General features: G+C 75.4%; 14 protein-coding genes. 4 read left to right on the top strand and 10 right to left on the bottom strand.

Annotated elements, in window-relative coordinates; all coding sequences use genetic code 11:
- Positions 1–413: 413 nt before the first annotated feature.
- Positions 414–986, bottom strand: a complete 573-nt coding sequence (locus tag ACMA1D_RS05055; RefSeq protein WP_349997286.1) for a M48 family metallopeptidase — start codon at positions 984–986, stop codon at positions 414–416.
- Positions 987–2,200: 1,214 nt separating this feature from the next.
- On the opposite strand from ACMA1D_RS05055, the gene ACMA1D_RS05060 reads away from it, so the two are divergent.
- Both ACMA1D_RS05060 and ACMA1D_RS05065 read left to right on the top strand, forming a co-directional pair.
- Complete coding sequence (locus ACMA1D_RS05060; RefSeq protein WP_414722635.1) at positions 2,201–3,565, top strand: ThiF family adenylyltransferase; 1,365 nt, start codon at positions 2,201–2,203, stop codon at positions 3,563–3,565.
- Positions 3,566–3,639: 74 nt separating this feature from the next.
- A complete protein-coding gene (locus ACMA1D_RS05065; RefSeq protein WP_414722636.1) occupies positions 3,640–5,268 on the top strand; it encodes an ABC1 kinase family protein in 1,629 nt (542 codons plus the stop codon).
- A gap of 298 nt (positions 5,269–5,566) precedes the next feature.
- On the opposite strand, the gene ACMA1D_RS05070 is transcribed toward ACMA1D_RS05065, so the two are convergent.
- The 5 genes from ACMA1D_RS05070 to ACMA1D_RS05090 all read right to left on the bottom strand — a co-directional run bounded on the left by ACMA1D_RS05070 (position 5,567) and on the right by ACMA1D_RS05090 (position 9,565).
- Positions 5,567–5,773, bottom strand: a complete 207-nt coding sequence (locus tag ACMA1D_RS05070; protein ID WP_414722637.1) for a hypothetical protein — start codon at positions 5,771–5,773, stop codon at positions 5,567–5,569.
- A 248-nt stretch (positions 5,774–6,021) separates the two neighbouring features.
- The gene (locus ACMA1D_RS05075; RefSeq protein WP_414722638.1) at positions 6,022–6,342 is read right to left on the bottom strand and encodes a hypothetical protein; all 321 of its coding nucleotides are present in this window, start codon (positions 6,340–6,342) and stop codon (positions 6,022–6,024) included.
- Positions 6,339–6,710, bottom strand: coding sequence for a WhiB family transcriptional regulator (locus ACMA1D_RS05080; protein WP_349997269.1), 372 nt, complete (start codon positions 6,708–6,710; stop codon positions 6,339–6,341). Before ACMA1D_RS05080 ends, ACMA1D_RS05075 begins: the two co-directional genes overlap by 4 nt.
- Positions 6,711–6,853: 143 nt before the next feature.
- Positions 6,854–7,189, bottom strand: a complete 336-nt coding sequence (locus ACMA1D_RS05085; RefSeq protein ID WP_414722639.1) for a hypothetical protein — start codon at positions 7,187–7,189, stop codon at positions 6,854–6,856.
- 144 nt (positions 7,190–7,333) lie between these two features.
- A complete protein-coding gene (locus tag ACMA1D_RS05090; protein WP_414722640.1) occupies positions 7,334–9,565 on the bottom strand; it encodes an ATP-dependent DNA helicase UvrD2 in 2,232 nt (743 codons plus the stop codon).
- A gap of 191 nt (positions 9,566–9,756) precedes the next feature.
- Here ACMA1D_RS05090 and ACMA1D_RS05095 point away from each other — a divergent pair, with 191 nt between their 5' ends.
- Positions 9,757–9,933 carry a hypothetical protein gene (locus ACMA1D_RS05095; protein ID WP_414722641.1) on the top strand — a complete coding sequence of 59 codons (177 nt, stop codon included), beginning with the start codon at positions 9,757–9,759 and terminating at the stop codon, positions 9,931–9,933.
- A gap of 96 nt (positions 9,934–10,029) precedes the next feature.
- A complete protein-coding gene (locus tag ACMA1D_RS05100; RefSeq protein WP_349996711.1) occupies positions 10,030–10,272 on the top strand; it encodes a mycoredoxin in 243 nt (80 codons plus the stop codon).
- Between the two features lie 784 nt (positions 10,273–11,056).
- Here ACMA1D_RS05100 and nudC read toward each other — a convergent pair.
- The 4 genes from nudC to ACMA1D_RS05120 form a co-directional block, all read right to left on the bottom strand.
- A complete protein-coding gene (nudC, locus tag ACMA1D_RS05105; RefSeq protein ID WP_414722642.1) occupies positions 11,057–12,013 on the bottom strand; it encodes an NAD(+) diphosphatase in 957 nt (318 codons plus the stop codon).
- A gap of 759 nt (positions 12,014–12,772) precedes the next feature.
- Entirely contained in the window at positions 12,773–14,182 is a 1,410-nt protein-coding gene (locus ACMA1D_RS05110; RefSeq protein WP_414722643.1) for a dipeptidase, read from the bottom strand.
- Positions 14,183–14,488: 306 nt separating this feature from the next.
- A complete protein-coding gene (locus ACMA1D_RS05115) occupies positions 14,489–18,988 on the bottom strand; it encodes a UvrD-helicase domain-containing protein (RefSeq protein WP_414722644.1) in 4,500 nt (1,499 codons plus the stop codon).
- 115 nt (positions 18,989–19,103) lie between these two features.
- On the bottom strand, positions 19,104–22,724 hold the full coding sequence (locus ACMA1D_RS05120; RefSeq protein ID WP_414722645.1) for an ATP-dependent helicase: 3,621 nt from the start codon (positions 22,722–22,724) through the stop codon (positions 19,104–19,106).
- Position 22,725 lies beyond the last annotated feature (1 nt).

A 22,725-nucleotide genomic window follows, 5' to 3' on the forward strand; every position in this document is an offset into this window, starting at 1 on the left:
GTCGGCGGCACACGACCGGTACGAGGCTGGTACATGGCTGGCACGGTGGGGCGGGGGCGGGGTTGGAGTGGGTGTGGGTGCGGAGTGGGGTGCTTTGCGGAGTGGGTGGGGGGGTTGGGCGCGTACGGGGGTGGACCCGCGGGGTGGGTGTGTACAGGGTGTGGGGTGGGCGCGGGCGCGTGGGTGGGTCCGAGGAATCCGTGGGGTGGGCGCGTGCGGTGGGTGGGTGTGAGGTGGGTGTGGGGACGCGGCCACGGCGGTGGCTGTGGTGACGGCGGTGGGTGCGGGCTGGGGCGTGTTGTGGTGGTGAGGGGTGTTGCGGTGGGGCGCGGCGGTGGCTGTGGGCTGGGGTGTGGTGGGGCGCGGCCGTGGCGCGCGGGGGCGCGGCGGGTGGTTGGGGGCGGAGGGGCGCGCTACTCGCCCCGTGCCTCCGGGAGGTGCGGCAACCGGTCCGCGGCCACGACGCCGTCCAGGTAGCCGCGCGCCCGCTCGGTACGGGGGTACGCGTCGAGCAGCCGCCAGAACTCCGCCCCGTGGCCCGGCACCAGCAGGTGCGCCAGCTCGTGCAGCAGCACGTAGTCGAGGACGTAGCCGGGCATGCCCTGGAGCCGGTGGGAGAGCCGGATGCTTCCTTCGGCGGGGGTGCAGGAGGCCCAGCGGGTGTTCTGGTTGGTGACCCAGCGGACGGTGTTCGGCCTGGCCCGACCGCCCAGGTACTGGTCGGAGAGGAGTTCGGCGCGGGCCGCGAGCTCGGCGTCGCCCAGCATCCGCTTGCTCTCCTGGGCGGCGAGCTTGTCGAGCATCACGCCCACCCAGCGCTGCTCCTCCGCCTCCGACATGCGGGCCGGGAGCAGCACGATGGTGCGGTCACCCTCGCGGTAGGCGGAGACCGTACGGCGCCGGCGACTGCTGCGGCGGATCTCCACGGAGCTCGCCTGGAGGCTGCGCTGCTGCGGATCGGGGGGCAGGCGCTGGGTGCGGGGCACGCTCTGCAACGGGGTCTCCCCGGCGGCGCTCCCCCAGCTCGCGCTGGCAGGTCCAGCACCCGGGCGGCTTCTCGGCGAATGGCGAGGGGGCGGGTCAGCGGACACGCCCCGACGTTACCCGCTAGCGGTGTGTGAAGTCCCGCCCCGCACGCGGATAGCGGTCGAACGATCCGCACGTCCATTCAGCTTGTACGACTAACGCGAGCGCCTGTGGATAACTCTCCGCAGCGATCGAGCGCCGTGCCCATGCTGGAACCGCTCAGCCCCACGACAGGACGGCCGGCGCCCCGTGCGCCGCCTGACGAGACAGCCCGCGCCAGCGGGCCCAGCGCCCCGACCGGTCCGCCGGGCAGCGAGCGCCGGGCCACCGCCGGCCCCGCCCCGCCCACGGCCCACCGCACACGACCGTCCCTGGTGCGGGCGGCCCACCCAGAGCACAAGGAGGGGGAACGATGCACGCCACGCGCCCGACACCACCACGGACCACCGGTTCGACACCCCGCCCGGGACCACCCACACTGGACGCCCCGCCCACCGTGGCCCCACCCATGACATCACCCACGGCACCACCCGCGGCCAGGCACACCGCCGGGGCTACAGCCGGGGTCGCGGGCGCAGTCCCCGCGGGCGGCGGTCCGGTGACCCCACCGGACTGCGGCCCCGCCGCCCCACCGGGAAGCAGGCCCCCGCAGGCACCGCCCCACGGCCGGCGCCACGCCCGGCCCCGCGATACGCCCACGCCCACGCACCCGCCCGCCCTGTCCACCACCCGACACGCTGCCCCTCCGACCCGTGCGCCGGGACGGCCTGAGCTCCGGACGGGGACACCGCGCTCCGAAGCACCCACGCCGCCACGCCCCGGCGGCGCCCCCTCGCCCACTCCCCCACCGCGCGCCCCGTCCACGCCTCCGTTGCCCCCGCGTGATGCCCCACCCCCACCTCCGCTGCCCCCGCTCCCGCCCTCGCCCGGTGCAGCGCCGGCCGACCGCTCCCGGAGCAACGGCACCGGCCTGCGGGCAACGGCCCATCGAAGGGGCCAGCCGTCGGAGCCGGCCGGGCCCCCGGCCACGGCAGCCCCGCCGGGCGCGGCCGGTGCGGCGGGCGCAGTCGGTGCGGCGGGCACGGCTGCGCCGTGGGCCGCCCCGGCCGGGGAACTGCCGACGCACCCGCGGCTCAAGCCGGCCCTGCGCAGGGCGTGGCGCAGCCGGGACACCGTGCAGTTCGGCATCACCGAGGCCCACGCGGTGCTACTCGGCCCGCTCGACACGGCCACCGGCAGCTTCCTCACCCTGCTCGACGGCACCCGGGGAATGCCGCTGCTGCGCCAACAGGCCAGGTCGCTGGGGCTGCCGGAGGGCAAGGCTGACGCCGTGGTGGCGCGGCTCGTCGCGGCCGGTCTCGTCGACGATCCGCTGGCCCGGGAGGACGGCGCCGCAGCCCTCCAGGACGACCCCCGGGCGCGGGAGCGGCTGCGCGGCGACCTGGCGGCGCTCACCGTGCTCCACCCACAGCCCGCCGCCGGCCCGCGGTTGCTGGGTGCCAGGCGGGCGGCGCGGGTCCAGGTGCGGGGGGCGGGCCGGGTCGGCGCCGCGGTGGCGGCCCTGCTGTCGGCCTCCGGGGTGGGCCGGGTGGAGGTGATGGACGGTGGTCGGGTCGAGCCCTGGGACATCCTGCCCGCCGGGCTCGCCGCCGCCGAGATCGGCGAGCGCAGGGAGGCCGCGGGGCGCCGCCTCGTACGGGAATGCGCGCCGACCCACCGCCCCGCACCCCGCACCGGCCGGCGCCCCGCGGGACGACACGCCGCCGCACCCACCGGCCCGACCCCGACCGCGAGTCCGACCGCCGACGGAGCGGAGCAGGGGGCGGATCGGCCAAGGCGCACCCACGCTCCAAGCACACCACCGGCTGCCCCGGGCAACCCTGGCGATCTGGCTGCCCCGATCGGCGCAGGCGGACCGGCTGGCCCGGGCCCGGTTGGCTCCGACCCGGCTGGTCCTGGTGACCCGCCTACCCTGACTGCCTCGGCTGACGGCTGGCCCGGCCCGCACACCGCCCTGCCGGGCGCGCCCCCGATCGACGAACTGCACTTGGTGGTCATCGCCCCGCGCGACGGGCTCGCCGCGTACGCACCGCAGCCCGACGCGGCCGAGTTGTTGATCACCTCGGGCGTCCCGCATCTGTACGCAGGCGTCCTGGAGGGCACCGGTTTCGTGGGCCCGCTGGTCGTGCCCGGTGTTACGTGCTGTGCGACCTGCATGGCGCTGTGGCGGGCGGAGCGCGAGCCCGGCTGGCCGCGGCTGCTGGCCCAGTGGCAGTCGGGGCGCCGGGCTCCCGCACCGGCCTGCGACGCGGCACTGGCGACGACGGTGGCGGGGCTGACCGCCACCCGGGCTCTGGCCTACCTGGACGGCGGGGCGCTGCCCGCGATGGGGGCCCGCTGGGAGCTGACCTTGCCGGGTCTAGCCTGGGACGTGCGGTCCATCGAGCCGCATCCGGACTGCGCGTGCGGCACGATGACCGCTCCGGTTACGGGGTATTCATCGAGGAGTGCGAGGCCGCAGGCGACAATGTCCGGGTAAACCGGCGTCCGCTGGGTGGACGACGGGGGTCCGGGGTCCGCCCCGGGAGAACTCAGTTGGAGTTGGAGGGGCGCATGTCTGATCTACCCCGCAAAGCGGTCACCCGCACCGCGAAGTTGGCAGCCTTGCCACTGACGTTCGCGGGGCGAGCCACCTGGGGCCTGGGCAAACGCATCGGCGGCCGGCCCGCGGAGATCGTCGCACGAGAGCTGCAACAGCGCACGGCCGAGCAGTTGTTCAAGGTCCTCGGCGAGCTCAAGGGCGGTGCGATGAAGCTCGGCCAGGCCATGTCGGTCTTCGAGTCCGCCCTGCCCGAGGAGATCGCCAAGCCCTACCGCGCGGCGCTCACCAAACTCCAGGAGGCCGCGCCGCCGATGCCCACCCGTTCGGTGCACGCGGCACTGGCGGACCGGCTCGGTGCGGACTGGCGCGAGCTGTTCCTGGAGTTCAGCGACAAGCCGGCAGCCGCCGCCTCGATCGGCCAGGTGCACCGGGCCGTCTGGCACGACGGCCGCGACGTCGCGGTCAAGGTGCAGTATCCCGGCGCCGGCGAGGCCCTGCTCTCCGACCTCACCCAACTGGGCCGCTTCTCCCGCCTCCTGGGCCCGCTGATGCCCGGGATCGAGATCAAGCCGCTCATCGCGGAACTGCGCAACCGGGTCGCCGAGGAGCTTGACTACGAGCTGGAGGCGGAGGCCCAGTGCATCTACGCGGAGGAGTTCGTCGGTGACCCGGACTTCACCGTGCCGGGCGTGGTGCACCAGTCCGACCAGGTACTGATCACCGAGTGGATGGAGGGCATACCGCTCTCCGAGGTGATAGCCAACGGCACGCGCGAGCAGCGGGACCGCGCCGGTCAGTTGCTCACCCTGTTCCTCTTCTCCGGCGTGGCCCGTACGGGGCTGCTGCACGCGGACCCGCACCCGGGCAACTTCCGGCTGGTGGTCGGTGACGCCCCGGACGGGCCGCCGGAGAAGTGGAAGCTGGGCGTCATGGACTTCGGCACGGTCGACCGGCTGCCCGATGGGCTGCCGCCCCACATCGGGGTCACCCTGCGCATGCTGCTGGACGGCGAGGGCGACGAGGTCCAGGAGTTGCTGCGCGAGGAGGGCTTCATCAGGCAGGACCTCCAGCTCGACTCGGAAGCCCTGATGGAGTACCTGTTGCCCATCATCGAACCGGCCCAGCAGGAGGAGTTCACCTTCACCCGCGAGTGGATTCGCGGCCAGGCGACGATGCTGGCCGACCGCCGCTCCCCCTCGTACGACCTCGGCCGACAGCTCAACCTGCCGCCGTCCTACCTGCTGATCCACCGCGTCAGCATGAGCACCATCGGCGTGCTCTCCCAACTCGGTGCGACGGTACGGATGCGGGACGAGATCGAGACGTGGGTGCCGGGGTTCGCCGTGGTGGAGGAGGCCGACGGGTTCGAAGCGGCTGAGCCCACGTCCGAGGCGGCCGAGCCCACCGCGGCGGCTACGACGACGCGTACGACGAAGGCGGCCGTACCGGCGGTCGAGGCCGAAGGCGCGACGCAACCCGCGGCGACTGCGGAGCCCGCGGGGCCGGCAGGAACAGCGGCGGCGGCAGGGGTTGCAGGATCTGCCACGGCGCCCGCGGCCGAGACTGCCGCGGCAGTGGAGCTGACGAAGCCCGTCACGACGGCGCCGGAGCACGGCGTCACGGAGGAGACCCCGGCCTGACGGCCCCTGGCTCCGGCCCGGGCCCCCGCCCCGGGCCACCCCAGCGACCCAACCGTCAGCAACCCAGCCGCCCCCACTCCCCCGCCGACCCGCCCCGCTGCGCGGGCGCCCGCCTACGGGCTCATCCGTGGGCGTTAGTCCGCTGGTGGCGGGCACGTGGTCGGCTTACCGGCTCATTGATTCGCCGGCTCGTTCCCCCGGCAGGGCCCGCGGCAGGGGCAGGACCCATGGAAGGGTCCGCGCCAGAACGCGGGTGAGGACACACTGTCGGGACGGACGCACTGTCGGGACGGCCCCGCTACCACCAGGCCGAGTCGAGCCGGCCCTCGATGGCCCGGATGTTCTCCCGGGCGCAGGCGTCGCAGAGGTAGCTGCGTCTTCCGTTCTCCACGGAGTACGTCCAGGTGGGCGGCGTGCCGTGGGCGGTGGTGCCGCAGCGGGCGCAGGTGCGGGTCTCGCCGTCGGACGGCGCCGGTTCAGCCGGTTCATGTGACGTCTGGTCCACCCGCCGACGATAGCCCCGCCGTTCGCGTACGGCAGGGGCAACGCGCCCCGGCCGGGCGGCACAAAAAGCGCTGGGGGCCGGTCCTTTCGGACCTGCCCCCAGATACGACACTACTCACTGCTGGTGAAACGGGTCGGCGACCACCCCTCGGTGGACGTGGCGTGACCCGCCCGCAGAACACCGTCCTGCGGGCCGTGGTCACCTTCGGGTCGCCGAGTACGGCCGGCCGTCGAGCGGCCGGCGGCACTTCAGCTCATGACCGCCATGGCCAAGGCGCGGCGGGCACGCATCGAGGCGCGCTCTGCCCGACGCTGCATGCGTCGCGCCGCGGCAAGGCGCACGGCCTTGCGTTGTGATTCAGCCTCGTTGAGCCGCTCGTGCATATGTGCACGAGCCAAGGCTTCTGGGATGAGTTGCATTTCGCGGGTCCTGTTCTGGCACGTCTCGGGTGCGTTCGTGGTGTTGCCCAGCGGGTAGGCGAGCTGGGGTTCGTCGGTGGTTGACATCGTCGGGTCCTGCTTCTTGGGGTCGTGCGTCGCGGGGCGGTCGATGGTGCCGGCGGTGCTCATGCCACGACCGGGTTCTTGCGCGGGCGACCACGGGGCCGCTTCCGAGCCACCACCACGCCCTGCACGAAGAGCTCGCCGCCCCAGACGCCCCAGGGCTCCCGGCGGTCCTTCGCACCGGCGAGGCAGGCCGCACGCAGCGGACAGGTCTGGCACAGCGACTTGGCGTACTCGACGTCGGCGGGCGACTCGGCGAAGAAGACCTCCGGGTCGTACGAGCGACACGGAACGGCTTCGCCGAGGCTCTCGATGGCGTCATCGAGCTCGGTCAGAGCGGTGAGCGGGGCCGGGGTCAAGGAGTCCTCCGAGGGGTGGTCGGGCGGGGGGATCAGGTCGGTCGCTACGGACGGGGTGTGCGCCTTGAGATGCACGGTGGTGAATTCCTCGTCTGTGTCGGCCCGGCTGGTGGCCGGGCGCTGCGTCTCCCCCCTGGACGACCAGGAGGGCAAATCAAAAGGGCCGCGAAACCCGGTGTGGGTTTCGCGGCCCTGGAAGGTGCCGACCTGATCGCCGATCAGGTTGGATCACTCCAGGGATCAAGCCCGCGAGAGGCCCACATCTGGGGGTGCTGCGTCGAGATTTCGGCACCATTAGCCGCTGCCATGGCGTAGGTCTTGGCCTTAGCCACTGCTGCTACTGCCGGTGCCTGGGTCGGTCGCTCGCTGCGGAGTCCCCGAGCCAGCAGGGTGGCCAGGGATTCCGGACGTGCAGCGGGCGTACCGAAGGCGAAAGCGCCGAACTCGGACGCGCCGAAGCTGGACACACCGGTGCCCTGTGCAGAGAAGCCGAGCGGGCAGGCGGCGATGACCGAGCGATCGGTTGCTTTGGTGGTGATGTAGTAAGTGATCATTTGGTCTTCGCCTCCTCTCGGCTCTCGGGACCGGTCCGGTGGGACCTGTCCATCTAGGTCAGTAGAACATGAATCCATCGGGTCTCGGAAGGCCCGTTGTCTCCGTGCTCGGAAGGCTATGGCTAGGCCCTCCACGCGCGCAAACTATTTTTTCGACGAGTTTTTTCGGGCCTCTTCGAGAGCCGCCGGATCCTCCCCCGCGCACAGGGCGAGCACGTCAGGGCCGTACGTGCGGAGTTTGCGGGCGACGACCCCGGGGATCGCCGAGAGCTCGGCCTCGGTCTCCGGGGTGGCCTCGGCGATGGCCAGCAGCGTCTTGTCGGTGAAGACGCAGTACGCCGGCTGGCCCAGCCGGGCGGCCTGCTCCGCCCGCCAGTCGACGAGCCGGTCGTGCAGCCCCTCGTCGAGCTCGGACGGGCAGTCCTCGCAGCGCATCAGCTTCATCTCGCCCGGGTCCGTCAGTGACCTGCCACACACCCGGCAGCGCACCGGGCCCCGCGGGCGCCGTCGCACGGTGGCGCCGCGCTCGACGCCCGCCGAGCCACGGGCGGTCCCCGGGGCGCTGGAGCGGGCGGCGGCGCCGGTCCCGGAGCCGGGCCGCAGGCCGTCCAGGAAGCGGCTGGGGCGCCGGTTCGGCCGCCCGCCCGGGGAGCGCGAGAGCGCCCAGGACAGCGTGAGGTGCTGGCGGGCCCGGGTGACCCCGACGTACAGCAGTCGCCGCTCCTCCTCGATCTGCTGGTCGGTCTTGGCGTGGCTGATCGGCATCATGCCCTCGGTGAGACCGACCAGGAACACCGCGTCCCACTCCAGGCCCTTGGCCGTGTGCAGGGAGGCCAGGGTCACGCCCTCGACGGTCGGGGCGTGCTGGGCGGCGGCGCGCTCGTCGAGTTCGGTGACGAAGTCCCGCAGGGTGGCCTCGGGCCGGGCCCCGACGAACTCCTCTGCGAGGCGGACCAGCGCGGCCAGCGACTCCCAGCGCTCCCGGACCGCGCCGGCGCCCACCGGGGGCTGTGGCGTCCAGCCCCGGGTGCCGAGGACGGCGCGCACCTGCGCGGGTATGTCGGCGTCCTCCAGGCCGGGCGCCGCCCCGCCGGCGCGGGCCGCGCCGCGCAGCAGCAGCCCCGCCTCGCGCACCTCGGCCCGCTCGAAGAACCGCTCGCCGCCGCGCATCTGGTAGGGGATGCCCTGGTCGGCGAGGGCCTGTTCGTAGACCTCCGACTGGGCGTTGATGCGGTAGAGCACGGCGATCTCGCTCGCCGGGACGCCCGCGTCGAGGAGGGCGCCGATGCGGCGGGCGGTGCCCTCGGCCTCCGCGGGCTCGTCCGCGTACTCCGCGTATCCGGGGTCGGGGCCCGGGTCGCGCTGGGAGAGCAGTTCCAGGCGGTGCTCGGCGGCACGGCCGCGGGCCGCGGCGAGCAGGCCGTTGGCGAGGCGGACGACCTGGGGGGTGGAGCGGTAGTCGCGGACGAGCTTGACGACGGTGGCCCCCGGGTGGCGGGTGCGGAAGTCCAGCAGGTGGTCGGGGGTGGCGCCGGTGAAGGAGTAGATGGTCTGGCTGGCGTCGCCGACGACGCACAGGTCGTCCCGGTCGCCGAGCCACAGGTCGAGCAGCCGCTGCTGGAGCGGGCTGACGTCCTGGTACTCGTCGACGACGAAGTGCTGGTACTGGGCGCGCACCTGGTCGGCGATGTCCAGCCGGTCCTGGAGCACGGCGACCGTGAGCAGCAGCACGTCCTCGAAGTCGATGACGCCGCGGTCCCGCTTGAGCTGCTCGTACATCGCGTAGATCCGGCTGGTCTCGGCCGGGTCGCGGGGGGCTTCGCGGGCGGCCTTGGCGATGGCCGCCGGATACTCCTCGGGAACGGTCTGGGTGACCTTGCACCACTCGATCTCGCTGGTGGCGTCGCGCAGCTCGCTGCGGTCCAGGCGGATGGTGCAGCGGGCGGCGGCCTCCGCGACGAGCTGCGCCTTGCGCTCCACGAGGCGGGGCATCTCGCCGCCGATCGCGCGCGGCCAGAAGTAGTGCAACTGGCGCAGCGCCGCCGAGTGGAACGTGCGGGCCTGGACGCCGCTCGCGCCCAGTTGCCGCAGGCGTCCGCGCATCTCGCCGGCGGCCCGGTTGGTGAAGGTCACGGCGAGGACGCTGGCGGGCTGGAGGATGCCCGCACGCACCCCGTAGGCGATCCGGTGCGTGATCGCCCGGGTCTTGCCCGTGCCGGCGCCCGCGAGCACGCACACCGGGCCGTGCAGGGCCGTGGCGACCTCGCGCTGCTCGGGGTCGAGGCCGTCCAGCACCGCGTCGGCGGAGTCCGGGGCGCCCGGGAAGAGCGCGGGGTGGCCGCCGCCCGGGGCGAGGGGTGCGTTGCTTGCTGTCACCCCGCCATGCTGCCAGGTGCCGGGAGGGGCGCGGCCCGGTTGTCCACAGCCCAGGGGTTGCGGTCGTATTAATGCCGCGTGGCGGTGGGCGGTGCGGAGGGCGACGGCCGGGCCGCCGGGTCGAGGCGTCGAGGTCGGGGCCGCCCGGGCCGTGCGCGTACCGGATGCCGCTGATGCCGCCATGGCAGCCGATGCCATCACTGTTGTCGCTGTCGCTGTCGCTGTCGCTGTTGCTGTCGCTGTTGCTGTTGCTGTTGCTGTTGCTGTTGTCACGCTGGCGGCGCCGTTTCGGGTACGGCGCCGGGCGCTGGGTGGAGGCTCTGTCAGCCCCGGGTCGGCCCCGTGCGGGATGCGGGGCGGCGCCGTGACGGATGCGGCGGGGGCGCGGTGGGAATGGCCGGGGGTGGGTGCGCGTTGTACGACCGCAACCGCGACGAGAGCCAACCCAAGGAGCGCGAGGACCGATGTCGGGCACTGTGACGATGTACAGCACCACCTGGTGCGGCTACTGCCGCCGCCTCAAGGGCCAGATGGAGCGCGAGGGAATCGCGTACACGGAGATCAACATCGAGCAGGACCCGGAGTCGGCGAAGTTCGTGGAGCAGGTGAACAACGGCAACCAGCTCGTGCCCACCGTGCTCTTCCCGGACGGTTCGGCGCTCCCCAACCCGTCGTTGGCACAGGTCAAGGAGAAGCTCGGCGTCTGAGCCGAACGACGCGGCCCGCGCGCTGACGGGCGCCCCGAGTCCCCGACCGGTACGACGACCGGCCGGGGACTCGCCGTATGGGGCGCCTGCCAGCGCGGCCGGCACGAGTGCGCCTGGCAGCGCGCCCGGCACGGGTGAGGGCGCGGGGGTAGGCGGGGCCGAGTGGGTCGGCGCGGGTACGTCCGCGTGCGCGTGCGGCTGGCGGCCACTCCGACCGTGCCCTGGCCATGGCCGGTACGTGCACCTGCGCGCGTACGGCGGTGCGGTGCGGGCCAGGTGCTGCCGGTTCAGCAGGCGCTCCGTACGCGCGTGGGCGGGCGCGTACGAGGCGGCAGAGCAGCCCGAGCAGCCCGGGACGGACCCCGCACAGATCGCAACGTCCGCACCGCCCGCAGCCCACCAGCCGCCCGCCCGAGTCAGACCCCAGGCAACCCGCCAGCCGCCCGCCCAGGCCAGACCCCACGCAGCCCTCCGATGAGGGCGGGGCTGTCGGCGTCGGGCCGACGGAGCGCGCTCATACGCGCGTGAGCGGGCGCGTGCAGAGTGTCGAACCGCCCCGCCCGGCGAAGCCCACACGGCCCCACCAGGCCCGGACCGACGGAGCCCACGCAGCCGCACCCGGCTCGGCCCACCAGCACCGCCCCCCCCTGCCCACCCCGGGCCCCGACTGCGCCCAGTCGGCCCGGCCGGCCCGAAGCGCTCCCCTGAGCCCGCCCCGGCCCGACCCCGGGGCCACCGTCAGCTCAGCCCCGGCCCGACGGCACCCGCTCCGGGGCCGCCGTGCTCAGCCCTCGACGCTTCCCGGGCCGTCCTCGGCCAGTGGCTTGCCGTACCAGAGTTCGAGGAGGCGGCCGGCGATGGAGATGCCGTACGGAGGCAGCATTTCGCCCGACTCGTACGCCTTGCGGAGCTCTTCGCGGGAGAACCAGCGGGCCTCGTGGATCTCCTCGCCGTCGACCTGGATGTCCGAGGTCGTGGCGCGGGCCATGAAGCCGAGCATCAGGCTGGAGGGGAAGGGCCAGGGCTGGCTGCCGACGTACTCGACGGAGCCGACGGTGACGCCGACCTCCTCGGCCACCTCGCGGACCACCGCCTGCTCGATGGACTCGCCCGGTTCGACGAAGCCGGCGAGGGTGGAGAAGCGGCCCTCCGGCCAGTGCACCTGGCGGCCGAGCAGCGCCCGGTCCTGGTCGTCGGTGACCAGCATGATCACGGCGGGGTCGGTGCGCGGGTAGTGCTCGGCGCCGCAGGCCGGGCAGCGGCGGATGTGACCGGCCGCGGCGATCACGGTGCGCTCGCCGCAGCGCGAGCAGAAGCGGTGCAGTCGCTGCCAGTTCTCCAGGGCGACGGCGTGCACCAGCAGCCCGGTGTCGCGTTCGGAGAGCAGGGCGCCGGCCTCGCGCAGCCCGGCCGGGCGCGCCGACTGGTCGATGCGGCCCGGCAGGGCGTCCTTCTGGAGCGCGAAGTAGCGCACGCCCTCGGCGTCGGTGCCGAGGAAGTAGCGGTGGGTCTCGGTGACGGGGGCCTCGAAGGCCGGTGTCATCACCAGTTCCGTCCGGCCGTCGGGGGTGTCGTCGACCAGCGCCTGCCCGCCGGAGATCACGAAGACGCGGGTGCTGGGGTGGCTCCAGGCGGCGGCCAGCCACGCCTCGTCCAGCCGGTGGTGTGCCGCGCGGTCGATGCCGCTCTCGGCGGTGAGCGGGATGGGCAGGCCGGCGGGTCGTTCGGTCCAGGTGGTCACGTTACTTCCAACTCCCCCTATGTGAACGGTTCATGGCTGTGCTCTCTTCCCGGCCTCGCGCTCGTCCTGGTCAAGCCCTCGTACCGGTCGGGCTTCCCCGGCCGCGCCCCCGGGCCGGGAGGCCGGGCGTGCGGTCGGGCTGCGCCCTGGCGTGCGGTCCGGCCAGCGAGCGGCCGGGGTCGTGCGTCCCGGCCGGTGTCCGCACGGCGCCCGCGGGGTGGTGGGGCGCCGGCGGGCGGCCGGCTGGTGGCCGGCCCGCTGCCGGGTGGGGTGTGGCCCGTACGGTCCGGACCGTGGCCAGGTCGCCGGCTCCGGGGCCCCGGGCGGGTCCACGGGGCCGGTTGCCAGGCCCTGGCGGGCGCGCGGGGCGCGGTCCCGCCCGCTGCCCGGCCCCGGTCGGTCCCGCCCGCTCCCGGGCGGTGTCCGGGGTCGGTGGTCCGTGGCCGTCCGGCGGTGGGCCGGGGTTCGGCCGCCCCGGTCGGCGGCCGGGACCGGCGCGGGCGGCGCATCCGAACCGGCCGCACAGACCGTCCGCGCGGGTCGCCCGTACGAACCAGTCGCACGGACCGGCCACAAGACCGACCTCGCGCCCCGCCCGCACGGGCCGTCCGTCCGGGCCGCCCGCGCACGTCGTCCGTAAGCGTCGTCCGTGCGTGCGTGCTGTCCGTCCGTGCCTCCGTGCGAGCTGTCTGTACGCGCCGGACGCGCCGCGCCGAGCGCACCGTTGCGGACACGCCTTCCGGGCCGCCGCCCGGCCCGTTACCCGGTCACCGGCACCCGCCAACTCTCGGCGAGGTCACCCCACAGGTAGGCGGCGCTCTCGACACCCTTCATCAGCAGGTCGAGTTCGACCTTCTCGTTCGGGGCGTGCCAGCCGTCGGACGGCACCGAGATGCCCAGGAACAGCACCGGTGCGCCCAGCACGTCGCGCAGGTCGGCGGCCGGGCCCGAGCCGCCCTCGCGGGTGAAGCGGACCGGCCGGTCGAAGGCGCGCTCCATGGCCCGTACGACCGAGCGGAGCGCGGGGTGGTCGAGCGGGGTCAGACAGGGGCGGGTCGCGCCCCAGAAGGTGATCTCGTGCCGGATGCCGGCGGGCAGCCGGTCGGCCACCCAGTCCCGCACCGCCTGTTGGACCTGGTCCGCGTCCTGGCCCTCCACCAGCCGGAACGACAGCTTGAGTTGGGCGGTGGCGGGCACGATGGTCTTGCCGCCGGGGCCCTGGTAGCCGCCGCCGATGCCGTTGACCTCGGCGGTCGGCCGGGCCCAGAGCCGTTCGAGGGTGGTGAACCCCGCCTCGCCCGCGGTGGCGTGCGAGTGCGCGGTGCGCAGCCACTCGGCCTCGTCGAAGGGGAGCTCGGCGAAGAGCTCGCGCTCGCGGTCGGTGAGTTCGACCACGCCGTCGTAGAAGCCGGGTATGGCCACCCGCAGGTCGGCGTCGTGCAGGCCGGCGGCGAGCCTGGCCGCCTCCATCGCGGGGTTGGGCACCGCGCCGCCGAAGGAGCCCGAGTGGATGTCCTGGTCGGGCCCGTACAGGTCGATCTGGCAGTCGGCGAGGCCGCGCATGCCGGTGCAGACCGTCGGGGTGTCCGCGGACCACATGCCGGTGTCGGAGACGACGACCGCATCGCAGCGCAGTCGGTCGGCGCGGGCGCTGACCAGGGCGGGGAAGTGCGGCGAACCGGACTCCTCCTCGCCCTCGACGAGCAGCTTGAGGTGGACGGCGGGCGCGGTGCGGCCGGTGGCGGCCAGGTGGGCCCGGACGCCGAGCGTGTGGAAGAGCACCTGCCCCTTGTCGTCGGCCGCGCCGCGCGCGTACAGCTTGCCGTCGCGCACCTGCGGCTCGAACGGCTCGCTGTGCCAGCCGTCGGCCAGCGCCGCGGGCTGCACGTCGTGGTGGCCGTAGACGAGGACCGTGGGGGCGTGCGGATCATCGGACGGCCACTCGGCGAACACCGCCGGGGCGCCCGCCGTCTCCCAGACCTCCACCGTCGGGAAACCGGTGGTCGTGAGCCTGTCCGCCAGCCACTGGGCGCTGCGCCGGACGTCACCGGCGCGGCCGGGATCGGCCGATACGGAGGGGATGCGCAGCCAGGCGGCGAGGTCGTCGAGGAACTCGGCGCGATGGGCATCGACATAGGCGCGGACAGCGTCGTCCGGGGTGGTGCTCATGGTGACGAGCCTAGCCGCCTCGGCGGGACCTCCTCGCCGGGGTTAGGGGCCCGCGGCCGGGCCGGGCGGCGGCGCGCACGCGGTGGTGCGGCGGTGCCGGCTCCGCCCCGTACTCGCCGCCAAACCCCTCCCGTGACCTGCCCGTCGGCGCCCCGGCCTGCCCGCTGCGACCGGCACGCGCACCCCTCCGCACGGCCCGGCCGGGCCGCCCGCACCCCGCCGTGGCCCCCGCCCGCGCACCGCTCCACGACGGTGTGAGGCTCACCACCGCGGGGGCGGGGTTTTGGCGTGGGGCGGCCGGGTCCTTCAGGTCGGCCCCGGTGCCCGGGTGCGCTCCGCGGGCCGGCTGCGGTCAGTGCGCTCCCCGGGGGTGACGGGCTCGCCGAGCAGGATGCGTTCTATCTCGGCGCGGCCGGGCAGCGGGGTGGGGCGGACGATCTCCCCGGTGCGCACGTAGAGGAAGGTCGCCGTGACCGCGGACAGCGGGAGGCCGTGCTGTTCCGCCCAGGCCAGCCGGTAGACGGCGAGCTGGAGCGGGTCGGCGTCCTGGGCCCGGTTGGTCTTCCAGTCGACGATCTCGTACGCGTACGGGTGCGAGTGCGGGGCCTGCGGTGGCGGGGCGTCCTGGTGCGCGGCAGGGGCGGACGGCGCCGCGGTGGATATGCCCTGCGGGGCGTCGCCGGGGTCGCCGGTCGAAGGGCCGCGGGCCGGAGTGCCGGCCAGGGTGGTGGCCGCCCCGTGCGGCTCGGTGGACGGCAGGCGGTGGCGGTAGACCGCGTCTATACGACCCCGGACGACACGTCCCGCGAGGGTGAGGTGGAAGGGCGCCTCGATGCGGTACGGCGTGCGCCGGGCGTACGGGGTGCGGTTGAACGCCTCCTTGAGCGCGTCCAGGTCCCAGCCGTCGCCTTCGGGGTCGGCGCCGTACTCCTCGGCGCCCGGCAGGTCCTCGGGGCCGAGCAGGGGCAGCGGCAGCGCCTCGAACCGCGACTCGACCCAGGCGTGGAACCGGGTGCCGCGGCGCGCGGCGGGCCGCGGCGGGCGCGGCATCGGGCGGGCCAGCTCGCGCGCGAAGCCGTCCGGGTCGGCGGCGAGCCGCAGGAGCTGGGTGGCGCTCAGCGCCGCCGGCACGGGCACCTCGCGCACCGTGGCCCTGGCCCGGCGCAACTCCTTGGCCAGCACCTCCAGGTCCCGGTCCCAGGAGGCGGCAAGCCGCGCCTCTTCGGGCAGCAGCGCCGCCGCGCCGGCCCCCGCGGGCCGTTCCGCGCCACCGCGCCCGACGGCCGGGCCGACCTCGGGCGCGGCGGAGGAGGCGGAGGAGGCGGAGGACCGCCCGCCGTCGGGGCCGTCGGGATGGCTGCGACCGTGGCGGTGGCCGTCGGGCGCGGGGGCGTGCGCGGTGTCGTACGGGGCGTGCTGTTCGCCGTCCGGGGCGGCGTCGGGGGCGGTGTACGGATCGGCGTACGGGTCTCCGGCGTACGGGTCTGCGGCGTAGGAGTCCTCGCCGTACGGGTCTGCGGCGTACGGGTCCTCGCCGTAGGGGTCCTCGCCGTACGGGTCTTCCGGTGGTTCGGCGTACGGGTCGTCGTACGCGGACGCGGGCGCGGCGGGGGGCTCGGTGGGGGCGGCTGCCTCGTACGGCTCGGGCTCGTACGGCTCTGGCGCCAGCGGGCCCGCCCCGTACGGCTCGGGGTACGCCTTGGGATCGGAGGTGTCGCGCGCGGGCGCGAGGTGGCTCGGCCGGTGGCCCGCGGCGGGGCTGGTGGCGGGGGGCGGGGGCTGGTGGTCGAGGTGGGTGAGGACCGCTTCGGCCGCGCGGCGGCGGCGGTCCAGTGCCGTGGCGTCGAGCGGCAGCGGCCAGCGGCGGTCGGCGCGCGACGGCTGGTCGGGCTCGGGGTCTTGCAGGGCCGGGTTCTGCTCGCCGGGGGCCGGCTCGTCGGCCCACACCTCGATCTCCCCGTCGCCCGCCTCGCAGTGCTCCCGCAGCGCGGTCAGGAACGCGGAGGGGCCGCGCGGACGCTTCTGCGACGGGCCCCACCAGTGTCCCGAGCCGAGCAGCAGGGAGCGGGGACGGGTGAAGGTCACGTAGCCGAGGCGGAGTTCCTCGGTGCGCTGGTGTTCCTTCATCGCGGCCTTGAACGCCGCGAGCCCCTTCGCGTCCCAGCTCGACACGTCGGGGAGGGTGTCGGCGTCGCCGCGCAGCGCGTGCGGGAGCACCTTGGCGCTGGCCGTCCACGCCTCGCGCGCCTGCTCGCTGGGGAACGTCTTGGTCACCAGGCCGGGGACCGCCACCACGTCCCACTCCAGGCCCTTGGACTTGTGCGCGGTGAGCACCTTCACGGTGTTCTCGCCGCCCGGCAGCGCGTTGTCCAAGCCCTTCTCGTACTGGGCCGCGGTGCGCAGGAAGCCGAGGAACGCCAGCAGCGTGGGCGCGCCGTCGGCCACCGGCGACCCGCCGGCGCGGGTGGCGAACCCGGCGGCCACGTCCAGGAAGTTGCCGAGCGTCTCGCGGCGGCGGGCGGCCAGCGCGTGCGGGGACGCGGACAGTTCGACCTCAAGGCCGGTGACCGCGAGGATGCGGTGCAGCACGTCCATCAGCGGATCGCCCAGTGAGCGGCGCAGTTCGCGCAGCTCGGCGGCGAGCCGCGCGAAACGGACCCTGGCCTGCGGGGAGAACGGCAGGTCGGCCCCTGCGGCCTGGCCCGCCTGGCCCGCCTCGCCCCGGTCCCGCAGGTCCTGGCCCGCGCCGGCGTCCTGCGGGTCGGCCGGCGCGTGCGAGTCGGGCAGCGCGGGCGGGGCGGCGGGGCCCGCCTGTGGGGTGGCCGTGTCCGTGACGAAGGTGTCGAGCGCGTCCGCGAGCGAGATCGCCTCGGCCGGGTCGACGCCCTCGACCGCCTCGGCCAGCCGGCGGTCCGCGTCCTGCGCGGGGCCCGCGTGGTCGCGCCCCACCAGGGTCCGGGCACGGCGCCCGAGCAGCGCCAGGTCACGCGCGCCGATGCGCCAGCGCGGGCCGGTGAGCAGCCGGACCAGGGCGGCGTTGGCCGTCGGGTCCTGGAGCACCTCGCACACCGCGACCAGGTCGGCGACCTCCGGCAGGTGCAGCAGACCGGACAGGCCGACCACCTCGACCGGTACGTCGCGCGCCACCAGGGCGCCCTGGATCTCGCCGAAGTCCGCGGCGGTGCGGCACAGCACGGCGATCTCGCCCGGCGCGGTGCCCGTACGCACCAGGTGGGCGATCGAATCGGCGAGCCAGGCCATCTCGTCGGCGTGGGTGGGCAGCAGGGCGCAGCGCACCAGCCCCTCGCCCTCCGCGCCCGGGGCCGGCCGCAGCGCCGCCACGCCCGCGTGACGCGCGCGGAGCGGGGCGGCGAGCCGATTGGCGAGCTCCAGCAGCCGGCCGCCGCTGCGCCGGTTCTCACTCAGCGAGAACCGCTCGGCCGGGGCGGTGGCCGGGGCTGCTGTCGGCGTGCCGGTCGGGGCAGGGGACGCGGTGGCCGGGGCGGAGGGCCCGGTGGCGCCCGTGGTGTCCGCGTCGGAAGCCGCGGGGGCGGGCCCGCGCTGCGTGGCCTCGGCGGCGTCCGTACGAGACGGCGTACGGGTTGGCGTACCGGATTCCGTGCCGGGTTCCGTGGGCGATGCCGCGGGGCGCGGCCCGGTGGTGCGGGGGAAGTGCAGCGGGAAGTCGTCCAGGTTGGCGACGGAGGCACCGCGCCAGCCGTAGATCGCCTGGCAGGGGTCGCCCACGGCGGTGACGGCGTGCCCGATGCCGCCGCCCGCCGTCGCGCCGGCCCGCGCACCTGCGCCGTCCGCCCCCGCGTGTGCCGCGTCCGTGCCGCCCGCATCGCCCGCGCCGAACAGGCTGGACAGCAGCAGCCGCTGCGCCACCGACGTGTCCTGGTACTCGTCGAGCAGGACGACGGCGAACTCCGCGCGCAGGGCCCGGCCGACCTCCGGGTGGTTGCGGGCCAGGGCGGCGGAGAGGGCGATCTGGTCGCCGAAGTCCAGCAGGTCAAGGCGGCGCTTCTCGGCGCGGTAGCGCTCGACGAGGCCGAGGAGTTCCAGCCGGGCCAGCGCCGTGTCGGGGGCCTTGCGCAGGTCGTCGTTGGTGAGCTTGGCCTCGCCGAGGGTGGTGAGCAGCGCCGTGTCGTACTCCCGCAGCCGCTCGACCGGGACCAGGTGCTCGGCCAGTTCGCCGTCGAGCGCCAACAGGTCCGTGACCAGGTCGGCGAAGGAGCGGGTGAGCGCCGGATACGGGCCGGGCGCGGCGCGCAGCACGCGCGCCGCGAGCTGGAACCTGGTCGCGTCCGCGAGCAGCCGCGCGCCGGGTTCGACGCCGATCCGCAGTCCGTGGTCCTTCAGGAGCTGACCTGCGAAGGCGTGGTACGTGGAGATCCGCGGCTCGCCCGGAACCTCGTCCTCCGCACCGCTTGCGATGCCGTACGGAGCAGGAGCCCGGCCGTGGGTGTCCCGGCCGCCGCCACGACCACTGCGGGTGCCACCGCCGGCCTCCGCACCGGTCGGCTCGCCGATGCCCGCCCGGAGCAGCGCCTTGCGCACCCGCTCGGCCAGCTCGCCGGCCGCCTTGTTGGTGAAGGTGAGACCGAGCACCTGCTCGGGGGCGACCTGTCCCGTACCCACTAGCCACACCACCCGCGCGGCCATCACCGTCGTCTTCCCCGAACCGGCCCCGGCCACGATCACCTGCGGCGCGAGCGGCGCGGTGATGCACGCCACCTGCTCCGGGGTGAACGGGATGCCCAGCAACTCCTTGAGCTGCTCGGGATCGGTGAGTTGGGTCGACACCCCAGAAAGGCTAATGCCCGGCTCTGACAATCGCGGCTGACCAGGGCGGACAGCGGTCTGCACCGCGCCGGCCGCCCCCGAGCGGGCCGCCAGCCGAGCGGCCCCGGCCCGCCCGTCACTCCACCACGTGCCGGCCCTCCGGGCGGGCGCCGCAGGAGGTGCGGAAGGCGCAGCGGTTGCAGTGGTCGCCGGCGGTCGGCGGGAAGTACTCGTCCAGCACCCGGCCCGCCGCCGTGGCCAGCAGGTCGCCCACCCAGCTCCCCGCGGCGTTGCCAGCGGCGGCCCCTGTGGTGCCCCCCACGGCGCCGTCGGCGGCAGCCCCGTCGGCAGGGGCCGGTCCGTCGGAAGACGCGGGCCCCGGGGAGTCCTGGCCGGCGCCCCCGTCCGTCGGGTGGGGCGTGGCGGACACCGGCGGCAGCGGCTCCTGCGCCTGGACCTTGGGCAGCGTCTCGCCGCCGGCCTTGCGGGCCGCGCCCTGGCGCAACTGGACGAGTTCCGCGCCGCCGGGCTCCGGGCGGACCCCGCCGAACAGGTCGTCCACGGCGCCCTCGCGCACCGCGAGCTGGTAGACGGCGAGCTGCGGGTGGTGCGCCACGGCGTCCCGGGTGACGGGCTGTTTGCCGGTCTTGAAGTCCACCACGTACGCGCGCCCGTCCGCGTCCCGCTCCACCCGGTCCATGGAGCCGCGGATGCGCACCCGGTGCTCGGCCACCTCAAGGGTGACGTCGAAGGAGTGCTCGCTGCCGACCGCGGTCCGCCCGCCGCGCTCCATGACGTGCCAGTGCAGGAAGCGTTCGAGGGCGGCCCGCGCGTTCTCCTTCTCCTGCCGCGACTTCCAGGGCGCGTCGAAGGCGAGCGCGTCCCACACCGAGTCCAGCCGTTCCATCAGCACCGCGAGGTCGGCCGGGGTGCGGCCGGACGCGACCTCGTCGGCGAGTACGTGCACGACGTTGCCGAAGCCCTGGGCGGCGGTGGACGGCGGCTCCGCCTTCACCTCGCGCCCCAGGAACCACTGCAACGAGCAGGTGTTGACCAACTGGTCGAGCGCGCTGCCCAACAGCGTCACCGGCGCCGTACGGTCCCGCAGCGGCGCCGCGCTGCGGGTGGTCTCGGCCAGCCCCCACCAGCGGTACGGGTGCGCCGCCGGCACCAGTGGATGGCCCTCGTCGTCGCGCAGCGCGGCGAGCTTGGCCAGCCGCTGCGCCGCGGCGTCCCGCAGCGCGGCGGACGCCTGCGGGTCGACGGTGGTGGCGCGCAGTTCGGCGACGAGCGCGGGCACCGACAGCGGGCGCCGCGGGCGGTGCAGCACGTCCACGGGTTCCACGCCGAGTTCGGTCAGGAACCGTGACGGCTGGTCCCCGTCGTCGGCCGGCGCCCGTACCGCGGTCACCACCAGCCGCTCACGCGCGCGCGTGGCCGCCACGTAGAACAGCCGCCGCTCCTCGGCGAGCAGCGCGCCCGGCGGCATCGGTTCGGCGATGCCGTCGCGGCCGATCCGGTCCGCCTCCAGGAGCGAACCGCGGCGCCGCAGGTCGGGCCAGAGCCCCTCCTGGACACCCGCGACGACCACCAGCCGCCACTGGAGGCCCTTGGCGCGGTGCGCGGTCAGCAGCCGCACCGCGTCGGGGCGCACGGCGCGCCTGGCCAGCGTGTCGGCCGCGATGTCCTGTGCGTCGAGCTCTTCGAGGAAGTTGAGCGCGCCCCGGCCGCCGGTGCGCTCCTCCGCGCGCGCGGCCGTCTCGAACAGCGCGCACACCGCGTCCAGGTCCCGGTCGGCGAGGCGCCCCGCGGCCCCGCCGCGCCAGGCGGCGTTCTCCAGCCGCCGCGGCCAGGTCGTGCCGTCCCACAGGCGCCACAGCGCCTGTTCGGCGGTGCCGCCGGCGGCCAGCGTTTCGCGCGCCGTGCGGAGCAGCAGGCCCAGTTGTTGCGCACCGCGCGCGTAGGCCGGGTCGTGCGCGACCAACCGCTCCGGTTCGGCCAGCGCCTCGGCGATCAGTACGTCGGACGGCCGGGGCACCGGACTGCCGGCGGCCCGTTCCTCCTCACGCAGGGCCCGCCCGAGGCGCCGCAGGTCCGCCGCGTCCATCCCGCCGAGCGGCGACCCGAGCAGCGTCAGCGCGGTCTCCACGGAGAGCCAACCCGCGGGCTGGGGGCCCGCACCGGCGGCGTCGGGGGCCGCCTCCGCGTCCGGCGACGTGCCCGTCCCCGCGCCCGCCACCGTGCCCGTCTCCGCACCGACGGGCGCCGTCTCGGGCCCGGCGCTCGTGCGCTGGTGGGGCAGGTGGGGGCCGGGGCGCGCCGGTCCGTTCGGGGTGAGGGCCGCGGTCGCCGCCGCGCGCAGGGCGGTCAGCAGCGGGGCCACCGCTGGCTCGTGCCGCAGCGGGATGTCGTCACCGTCGACCTCCACCGGCACACCGGCGGTGGTCAGCGCGCGCCGCACCCCGGGCAGCCCGCGCGCACCAGCCCTGACCAGCACCGCCATCTCGCTCCACGGCACCCCGTCGGTCAGGTGCGCGCGGCGCAGGATGTCGGCGACGTTGTCCAGTTCGGCGCTGGGCGTGGGGTAGGTGTACGCCTCGACCCGGCCGCCGCCCCGGGTCGCGGTCAGCTCCCGGTGGGCGCGCGCGACGGCCGCCGGCAGCCGGGAGAGCGGCATCCGGCCGGCGAGCGTACGGGTGGCCGCCAGCAGGCCGGCACGGGCCCGGTGCGCGGTGTTGAGCACGGCTACGTCCGCCGGCCGGCCGTCGGGCCGCGGGAAGGCCGCGGGGAAGCCCAGGATGCCGCCGACGTCCGCACCGCGGAAGGCGTAGATCGACTGGTCGGGGTCGCCGAACACGACCAGCGCCGTACCCGGGCCGCCGCCCGCCGGCGCCCCACCGCTCCGGACGGCCCCGCCCCGTACGTCACTGCCGTACGCACCCTCGCGCACGGCATCGCGCCCGCCCCCGCGCGTACCGTCGCCGTCCGTCGCCGGACCGGCGGGGCCGCCCCGCGCACCGCGGGCCACCAGGCCGCCGGCGAGCGCACGCAACAGGCGGACCTGGGAGACGTCCGCGTCCTGGTACTCGTCGACGTAGATCGCGTCGTACGTGCCGGCCAGTTCGGCGGCCACCTCGGGCCGCTCCGCGAGCAGCACCGCGCGGTGCACCAGTTCCGCGTAGTCGAGCACGCCCTGTGCGTCGAGCACGTCCAGGTACTCGGCGAGGAAGTCAGCCGCCGCGCCCCAGTCGGGACGCCCGGTGCGGGCGGCGAAGGCGCCGAGCGCCTGCGGGCCGAGGCCCAGTTCCCGGCTGCGGGCGAGCACGGCCCGCACCTCGTCGGCGAAGCCGCGGGTGGTCAGGCAGGCGCGCAGTTCGTCGGGCCAGCGGACGGCGGCGCGGCCCGCACCCTCAAGTTCCGCCTGGCCGGCCAGCAGCTCGCGCACCACCACGTCCTGCTCGGGCCCGGACAGCAGGCGCAGCGGATCGGCGAACAGATCGGCGTCCTGGTGGGCGCGGACCAGCGCGTAACAGAAGGAGTGGAAGGTGGTCGCCCAGGGCGTGGCGACGGTGCCGATCCGCACCGCCAGCCGGTCGCGCAGCGCGACCGCCGCCTTGCGGCTGAAGGTGAGGACGAGGACGCGCTCGGGGTCGGTGCCGCGGCGCACCCGGGCCGCCACGGCCTCCACCAGCGTGGTCGTCTTCCCGGTACCGGGCCCCGCGAGAACCAACAGCGGTCCGCCTGCGTGATCAACCACG

It is taken from the genome of Streptomyces sp. 796.1 (genome assembly GCF_047525675.1).
GTDB lineage: Bacteria > Actinomycetota > Actinomycetes > Streptomycetales > Streptomycetaceae > Streptomyces.

Excerpts from the sequence above, each read along its gene's own strand:
- ACMA1D_RS05065 (WP_414722636.1), top strand. The coding sequence starts at position 3,640 with ATGTCTGATCTACCCCGCAAAGCGGTCACCCGCACCGCGAAGTTGGCA.
- ACMA1D_RS05075 (WP_414722638.1), bottom strand. The coding sequence starts at position 6,342 with ATGAGCACCGCCGGCACCATCGACCGCCCCGCGACGCACGACCCCAAG.
- ACMA1D_RS05085 (WP_414722639.1), bottom strand. The coding sequence starts at position 7,189 with ATGATCACTTACTACATCACCACCAAAGCAACCGATCGCTCGGTCATC.
- ACMA1D_RS05095 (WP_414722641.1), top strand. The coding sequence starts at position 9,757 with ATGCCATCACTGTTGTCGCTGTCGCTGTCGCTGTCGCTGTTGCTGTCG.
- ACMA1D_RS05100 (WP_349996711.1), top strand. The coding sequence starts at position 10,030 with ATGTCGGGCACTGTGACGATGTACAGCACCACCTGGTGCGGCTACTGC.
- ACMA1D_RS05110 (WP_414722643.1), bottom strand. The coding sequence starts at position 14,182 with ATGAGCACCACCCCGGACGACGCTGTCCGCGCCTATGTCGATGCCCAT.